Here is a 7,053-nt window from a genome sequence, read left to right as displayed (position 1 = left end):
TGGGGCTTAAAATGCAAAACGCCCCCATTGCTGGAGGCGTTTTTTTACAAACAGAACTTCGCTTACAGAATAAAGCGGCTCAGATCCTCATCCTCGACAAGCGCACCGAGGTGGGCGTTGACGTAGTCGGTGTCGATGACAAAGGTCTCGCCAGACTTCTCGGAGGCGTCGTAGGAGATGTCTTCCATCAGGCGCTCCATCACGGTGTGCAGACGACGGGCACCGATGTTCTCGGTACGCTCGTTGACCTGCCAGGCCGCTTCGGCCAGACGGCGGATGCCATCCTTGGTGAACTCAATGTTGACCCCTTCGGTGGCCATCAGCGCCTTGTACTGATCGGTCAGGGAGGCGTTCGGTTCGGTCAGGATGCGCTCGAAGTCATCTGTGGTCAGGGCGGTCAGCTCGACGCGGATCGGCAGACGGCCCTGCAGCTCGGGGATGAGGTCGGACGGCTTGGCGATCTGAAAGGCACCGGAGGCGACAAACAGGATGTGGTCGGTCTTGACCATGCCGTGCTTGGTGTTGACGGTGCAACCTTCAACCAGCGGCAGCAGGTCGCGCTGTACCCCTTCACGGGAGACATCTGGGCCCGAGCTCTCGCCGCGCTTGCAGATCTTGTCGATCTCGTCGAGGAAGACGATGCCGTTGTTCTCGACCGCAGCGATCGCTTTCTGCTTCAGCTCTTCCGGATTGACCAGACGAGCCGCTTCCTCTTCGATCAGCGCCTTCATGGCCTCTTTGACCTTGATCTTGCGCTTCTTCTTCTGGTTCTGGCCCAGGTTCTGGAACAGTCCCTGCAGCTGGTTGGCCATCTCTTCCATGCCCGGCGGGGTCATGATTTCGACGCCCATCGGGGAGGCGGAGAGTTCCAGCTCGATCTCTTTGTCATCCAGCTGACCTTCCCGCAGTTTCTTGCGGAAGATCTGGCGGGTGTTGGAGTTGTCGGCTTTCTCTTCCTCACCCCAGGTGTTGCGCGGGTTGGGCAGCAGGGCGTCGAGGATGCGCTCTTCGGCGGCTTCCTCGGCGCGATATTTCATCTTCTCCATCTCGGTTTCGCGCACCAGCTTGATGGCGGCATCGGTCAGATCGCGGATGATGCTGTCTACTTCCTTGCCGACATAGCCCACTTCGGTGAACTTGGTCGCTTCCACCTTGATGAAGGGGGCGTTGGCCAGCTTGGCCAGACGACGGGCGATTTCGGTCTTGCCGACACCGGTCGGGCCGATCATCAGGATGTTCTTCGGGGTTACTTCATGGCGCATCTCTTCGTTGAGCTGCATCCGGCGCCAGCGGTTGCGCAGGGCAACGGCAACGGCGCGCTTGGCATCGGCCTGACCAATGATGTGTCTGTCCAGCTCGTGGACGATTTCTCTCGGGGTCATCTCGGACATGATGGTGTTCCTGTATCCGGGGCGGGCAGTGCCCGCCCCTTGGGAAATTGGGTTGGCTGGCGCCTTATTTGGCTACGTAGTCCAGCACTTCGATGGTGTGGTTGCCGTTGGTGAAGACGCAGATGTCGCCCGCAATCTTGAGGGACTTCTCGACAATGGTCCTGGCATCCAGCTCGGTGTTTTCCAGTAGCGCGATGGCGGCGGACTGGGCGAAGTTGCCGCCGCTGCCGATGGCGATGAGATCGTGCTCCGGCTGCACCACGTCACCGTTGCCGGTGATGATGAAGGATTTGTGTTCGTCGGCCACGGCCAGCAGCGCTTCGAGGCGGCGCAGGGCGCGATCGGTTCGCCAATCTTTGGCCAGCGCCACGGCGGCGCGCTCCAGATTACCCTGATGGGCCTGCAGTTTTGCTTCGAAACGCTCGAGCAGGGTGAAGGCGTCGGCGGTACCGCCAGCGAAACCGGCCAGCACCTTGCCGTTATAGAGGCGATGGACCTTGCGGGCGTTGCCCTTCATGACGGTGTTGCCAAGAGAGACCTGGCCATCGCCACCGATGACGACCTGACCGTTGCGGCGAACTGAAACTATGGTAGTCACTTTACTTACCTCGCTTGAGCCGAATGACGGCCTGACTGTGCATGGCAAGAAAGATGGGGATGGCAAACGGGCTTTTCAACCCTGCCTTTGGTCGGGATAAACGGGGTAGTAAAGAGCGTGGGTGCGAGTGACACCAAAAGAACAGGGCCGGGTGTTGCCACCCGGCCCTGCGTCATCGGTAAGCGGATTACCCTTTCTTGGGAATGCAGCCGCTGATGCCGGAGCTCTGCAGCTTGCTGTTGGCCGCGTCGGCGGCCGCCTTGCCGTTGAAGGGGCCGACCATCACCTTGTAGACGGTGCCGTTGGCGCCATTGATCACCTGCAGGCTGGAGGAGAGGCCGGCGGTGAAGGCGATACGCGCCTTGAGCGACTCTGCGGAATCCTGCGAGCGCAGGGCGGCGCACTGCATCATGTAGCGACTGCTGTCGGCGGCTGCGGTCTGGGCTGGCGGAGTGGCCGCTTTGGCCTTGGCCGCTTCGGCGCGCTCCCGTTCCAGCTCGGCGCGGATCTCCCGCTCCATCCGTTCCCGTTCGGCCTTGCGGTCGATCACCTGCTCTTGCGCGCTGGCAACCGGTGCACCCGAGGTGGAAGGGGTGGTCGCCGGATTGGGCTGATAGGGCTTGGGCTGGCCGATGGGCGTTCCCGGTTGGGGAATGTCGGTCGGCACCGGCTGTGGCAGTTTTTCCGGTTGCAGGGTCATGGTATCTGCCGGTGGTGGCGGCAGCACACCCGGCTGGGTCGGCGGCTCTATGATATCGACCTGCTTGTTCTCAAGCCGTTCGATGTAGCTCCACTTCTCCTGAGGCAGCCCGTTATTCTGCGCTTTTGGCTTGTTGGCTTTTACCTGCTCCTCAATGGTGGGGGCATCGTTGCCCTTGCCATTGATCATGTAAAGGAAGCCACCAAAGCCTGCCAGCAGTGCCACGACCAGCAGCACTGGAATAACAGGAAAGCGGCGAGGGGCCGCTTTCTTGGTATTGCGGCCACCCGCCCGACGTCGCGGGCGGCTGCCGACATAATCCCGGGTTGCCATCTATTACATGCGCTCCAGGGTATGGATGCCCAGTACGCCGAGGCCCAGTTTCAGCACCTTGGCGGTGGCGGCGCACAGCAGCAGACGGCTCTGACGGGTTGCTTCGTCCACGCCATCCTTGTTGATCGGGCAGGCTTCATAGAAGGTCATGAAGTTGCCGGACAACTCGTACAGGTATGTACAGAGCAGGTGCGGCATGCCCTTGTCTGCCACGCCGTTGACCGCGTCGGAGAACTGGATCAGCTTCTGGGCCAGCACCTCTTCGGCCTCTTCGTTCAGGGTCACGTTGCCGGTCAGCGTCTCGGCATCGATGTTGGCCTTGCGGAAGATGGACTGGATACGGGTGTAGGCGTACTGCAGGTAAGGGGCAGTGTTGCCTTCAAACGACAGCATCAGATCCCAGTCGAAGATGTAGTCGGTGGTGCGGTTCTTGGAGAGGTCCGCATACTTGACCGCGCCCATGGCGATGGCGTTGACCACGTTGGCCTTCTCTTCGGCAGAGAGGTCGCTGTTGCGGCTCTCCAGCAGGGCAGCGGCGCGCTCTTCCGCTTCGTTCAGCAGGTCAACCAGCTTGACGGTGCCACCGGAACGGGTCTTGTAGGGACGACCATCCTTGCCCAGCATCATGCCGAAGGCGTGGTGCTCGAGCGGTACGGATTCCGGCACATAGCCCGCCTTGCGGGTGATGGTCCAGGCCTGCATCAGGTGCTGGTGCTGACGGGAATCGATGAAGTACATGACACGGTCGGCGCCCAGCGTCTCATAACGGTATTTGGCACAGGCGATGTCGGTGGTGGTGTAGAGGAAACCGCCATCGCTCTTCTGGATGATGACGCCCATGGCCTCGCCATCCTTGTTCTTGAACTCGTCCAGGAAGACAACGGTGGCGCCTTCGCTCTCGACCGCCAGCCCCTTGGCTTTCAGGTCGGCCACGATCTCCGGCAGCATGTCGTTGTACATGGACTCGCCCATGATGTCCTTGTTGGTCAGGGAGACATTCAGGCGGTCGTAGTTGATCTGGTTCTGTTCCATGGTCATGTCGACCAGCTTCTTCCACATGGTACGGCAGTACTCGTCGCCACCCTGCAGCTTGACCACGTAGTTACGGGCGCGCTCGGCGAAGGCTTCGTCTTCGTCGTAGCAACGCTTGGCCTGGGTGTAGAAGGCTTCCAGATCCTTGAGCGCCATGTCGCTGGCGTGCTCGTTGGCCATCTTCTCCAGATAGGCGATCAGCATGCCGAACTGGGTGCCCCAGTCGCCGATGTGGTTGGCGCGGATCACTTTGTGGCCGAGGAATTCCAGCGCGCGCGCAGCTACATCACCGAGTACGGTGGAGCGGATGTGGTGCACCGCCATCTCTTTGGCCACGTTGGGGGCGGAGTAGTCCACCACCACGGTTTGTGGCGCGGGCAACCGTACGTTGGCGTTGGCAGAGGTCACCATGGCCTCAACCTGACCGGCCAGCCAGCGCTGGTCGAAGAAGAAGTTGATGAAGCCGGGACCGGCGATCTCGACCTTGGCGATCAGGTCGGAGGCGGGCAGGTGCTCGATGATGGCCGCTGCCAGCTCACGGGGATTCTTGCGGGCCGGCTTGGCCAGCAGCATGGCCAGGTTGGTGGCCAGGTCACCGTGAGCTTTTTCCTTGCATCGGTCTACTTGCACGCGGGCTTCCAGGTCCGCCGGCAGGACGCCTGCTGACTTGAGATTGGCTACCGTTTGTTCAAGTAGATGATGAATATGCTCTTTCATAACTGACCACCAAGGTTGCGCGTCGAAAAATGACTGATATATAAGGGCGTGAATTTTACCCGCATCGGCCCGAGAAAACTATAGGGATGACCCGCCGCTCGCTGTCGGGCGGATATTTCACTGCGTTTGGCGCCATATTCCAGAATATTGGGCGGAAATTACGGTGCTTATCCATTTCTACTGCATATCGAAGCGGCTTGTCCAGGCTATTTTCCCCTGATTGTTAAGGGTTTTTCCTTTCCGCTGACGGGAATGATCTCCTCCCTCTGGCCCGGCGTATCAACATACGTTCCCAACCGAGGAGTTTGCGATGCGACTGGCGCTGTTTCCCCTATCTGCCCACCTGCTGCCCGGCGGCATCATGCCGCTGCGGATCTTCGAACCGAGATACCAGCGGATGATCGCCGAGGCGGGGGAGTCCGGCTTTGCCCTCTGCATGGTGGACCCTCGCCAGCCCGACGCCCTGCGCAACATGCTGCCCATCGCCACCCGGGTTACCATCATCGATTTCGACCGGCTGCCGGACGGCATGCTGGGGATCACGGTGCAGGGGATGGAGCGGGTGCAGATAGAGGATCTGTGGCAGGAGCAGGATGGCCTGCGTATCGGCGAGGTGACGCCGCTGACGGCCTGGCCGCCCCGCCGGCTCCATCCTGATCAGCAGCCGCTGGTCGAGGCGCTGCGGGAGGTGTTTGCCGACTATCCCGACTACGCCGCCCTCTATCCCGCGCCCCGCTGGGATGATGGCAACTGGGTGGCCCAGCGCTGGCTGGAAGTGCTGCCTATCCCCCCCGAACAGAAGCAGCTGCTGCTGGCCGCTGCCGACAATCAGCCCGCCATCGCCCTGCTCAAGGGGGTACTGGTGGCCAGCCACTGATTTTTTCTGACCCGCTGATCCGCCAGCGCCGCAGCGCCGTACAAGTCATCACCACAGCATGTTCGACAGCACACCAAAGGGATGGCGCAATGGCATATACTGGCCAACCACACTCGACCATACGCAGGACCTCGCCCGTGATGGATAACCCGGATGGCGACCTCAAATCTCTGCTGATCAGGGTGGCAGAGCAGGCCGACAAGGCTGCTTTTGCCCGCCTGTTCCAACACTTTGCGCCGCGTATTCGCAGCTACGGCCTGCGCCACCTCGGCAGCGAGGCCAACGCCATGGAGCTGGTGCAGGAGACCATGCTGCTGGTGTGGCAGAAGGCGCGCCTCTACCACCCAGAGAAGGGGGCGCCGACCACCTGGATCTACACCGTGATGCGCAACCAGTGCTTCGACATGCTGCGCCGTCGTCGCGCCAGCAAGGAGGATCTCTGTGCCGAAGAGCTGTGGCCTGTGCTGGAGTTTCAGGCCGAAGAGGAGCATCTGAGCGGCGGTGAGGATGCGGTACTGACCCGTCAGATGGCCCACTATCTGGGCACCCTGCCGGAGCCGCAACAGCAGGTGGTGCGCGGCATCTATCTGCAGGAGTTCTCCCAGCAGGAGTTGGCGGAGCGACTCGGCGTGCCGCTCGGTACCATCAAGTCCCGCCTCAGACTGGCGTTACAGAAATTGAAAGAGCAAGTGGAGCAAGGCCATGATTAAAGCCCATCCGACCGACCCTATGCTGCGTGCCTTCGCCGCCGACGAGCTCCCTCTGCCGCTGGCGGTGGGGCTCTCCGCTCACTGTGAACTCTGCCCCGATTGTGCTGCCCGACTGAAGACATTCGAAGAGGAGCTGGCGCAGCAATATCTTGCCTCGCCAGCAGAGCCCGAGGCGTACTCTCGGGATGAAGTGGGACTGGACGCCGGATTCGACGTCATGCTGGCGGATATTCTGGCCCAACCGTTGGCAGAACCCCTCTCCGAGCCAACACATGACCAGCCCCGAACGCAGCACGGCGAGCTGGAGGTGGCCGGGCACGCCTACCGTTTGCCACGGGTGCTGGCCCGCTATCGTTCGTCCAAGTGGCGCCATATCGGGGCTATTCGTCAGCATAGTTTGCCGCTGGACGAGATGGGCGCGCGCGCCAGTTTGCTCCATATCGAAGCGGGCGGCCGCATCCCCGAGCACACCCATCAGGGCTATGAGCTGACCCTGCTGCTGGCGGGCAATATTCAGGATGGCGATACCCTTTACAAGGCGGGGGATTTCATCTGGCGTGATGCCAGCCACTCCCACAGCCCGCATACGCCGGATGGCTGCCTCTGCTACACGGTGCAGGATGCGCCGGTGCAGTTCACCAAGGGGTTGTCGCGGCTGCTGAATGGCATCAGCCAGCACCTCTATTGAGCACCAT

General features: G+C 61.2%; 7 protein-coding genes. 3 read left to right on the top strand and 4 right to left on the bottom strand.

Annotated features, from left to right (window positions below; translation table 11 throughout):
• Positions 1 to 62: 62 nt before the first annotated feature.
• The 4 genes from hslU to argS all read right to left on the bottom strand — a co-directional run bounded on the left by hslU (position 63) and on the right by argS (position 4,771).
• On the bottom strand, positions 63 to 1,391 hold the full coding sequence (gene hslU / locus AB5Y86_RS14650; protein WP_005340773.1) for an HslU--HslV peptidase ATPase subunit: 1,329 nt from the start codon (positions 1,389 to 1,391) through the stop codon (positions 63 to 65).
• Positions 1,392 to 1,455: 64 nt separating this feature from the next.
• On the bottom strand, positions 1,456 to 1,989 hold the full coding sequence (gene hslV, locus AB5Y86_RS14645; RefSeq protein ID WP_042081748.1) for an ATP-dependent protease subunit HslV: 534 nt from the start codon (positions 1,987 to 1,989) through the stop codon (positions 1,456 to 1,458).
• 187 nt (positions 1,990 to 2,176) lie between these two features.
• The gene (locus AB5Y86_RS14640) at positions 2,177 to 3,022 is read right to left on the bottom strand and encodes an SPOR domain-containing protein (protein WP_368193181.1); all 846 of its coding nucleotides are present in this window, start codon (positions 3,020 to 3,022) and stop codon (positions 2,177 to 2,179) included.
• 3 nt (positions 3,023 to 3,025) lie between these two features.
• A complete protein-coding gene (gene argS / locus AB5Y86_RS14635) occupies positions 3,026 to 4,771 on the bottom strand; it encodes an arginine--tRNA ligase (RefSeq protein WP_139430099.1) in 1,746 nt (581 codons plus the stop codon).
• A gap of 310 nt (positions 4,772 to 5,081) precedes the next feature.
• Between argS and AB5Y86_RS14630 the strand changes: the two genes are divergently transcribed.
• From AB5Y86_RS14630 to AB5Y86_RS14620, 3 genes are all read left to right on the top strand, one after another.
• Positions 5,082 to 5,648 carry an LON peptidase substrate-binding domain-containing protein gene (locus tag AB5Y86_RS14630; RefSeq protein WP_075116190.1) on the top strand — a complete coding sequence of 189 codons (567 nt, stop codon included), beginning with the start codon at positions 5,082 to 5,084 and terminating at the stop codon, positions 5,646 to 5,648.
• Positions 5,649 to 5,788: 140 nt separating this feature from the next.
• The gene (locus AB5Y86_RS14625; protein WP_005355542.1) at positions 5,789 to 6,358 is read left to right on the top strand and encodes a sigma-70 family RNA polymerase sigma factor; all 570 of its coding nucleotides are present in this window, start codon (positions 5,789 to 5,791) and stop codon (positions 6,356 to 6,358) included.
• Positions 6,351 to 7,046, top strand: a complete 696-nt coding sequence (locus AB5Y86_RS14620; RefSeq protein WP_368193180.1) for a ChrR family anti-sigma-E factor — start codon at positions 6,351 to 6,353, stop codon at positions 7,044 to 7,046. Before AB5Y86_RS14625 ends, AB5Y86_RS14620 begins: the two co-directional genes overlap by 8 nt.
• The last annotated feature ends 7 nt before the right edge of the window (positions 7,047 to 7,053 follow it).

This window comes from Aeromonas sp. s8, from assembly GCF_040907785.1.
Taxonomy (GTDB): domain Bacteria; phylum Pseudomonadota; class Gammaproteobacteria; order Enterobacterales; family Aeromonadaceae; genus Aeromonas; species Aeromonas veronii.
Note: the sequence above shows the minus strand (reverse complement) of the source record. Positions and strands in the feature narration are given on the sequence as shown.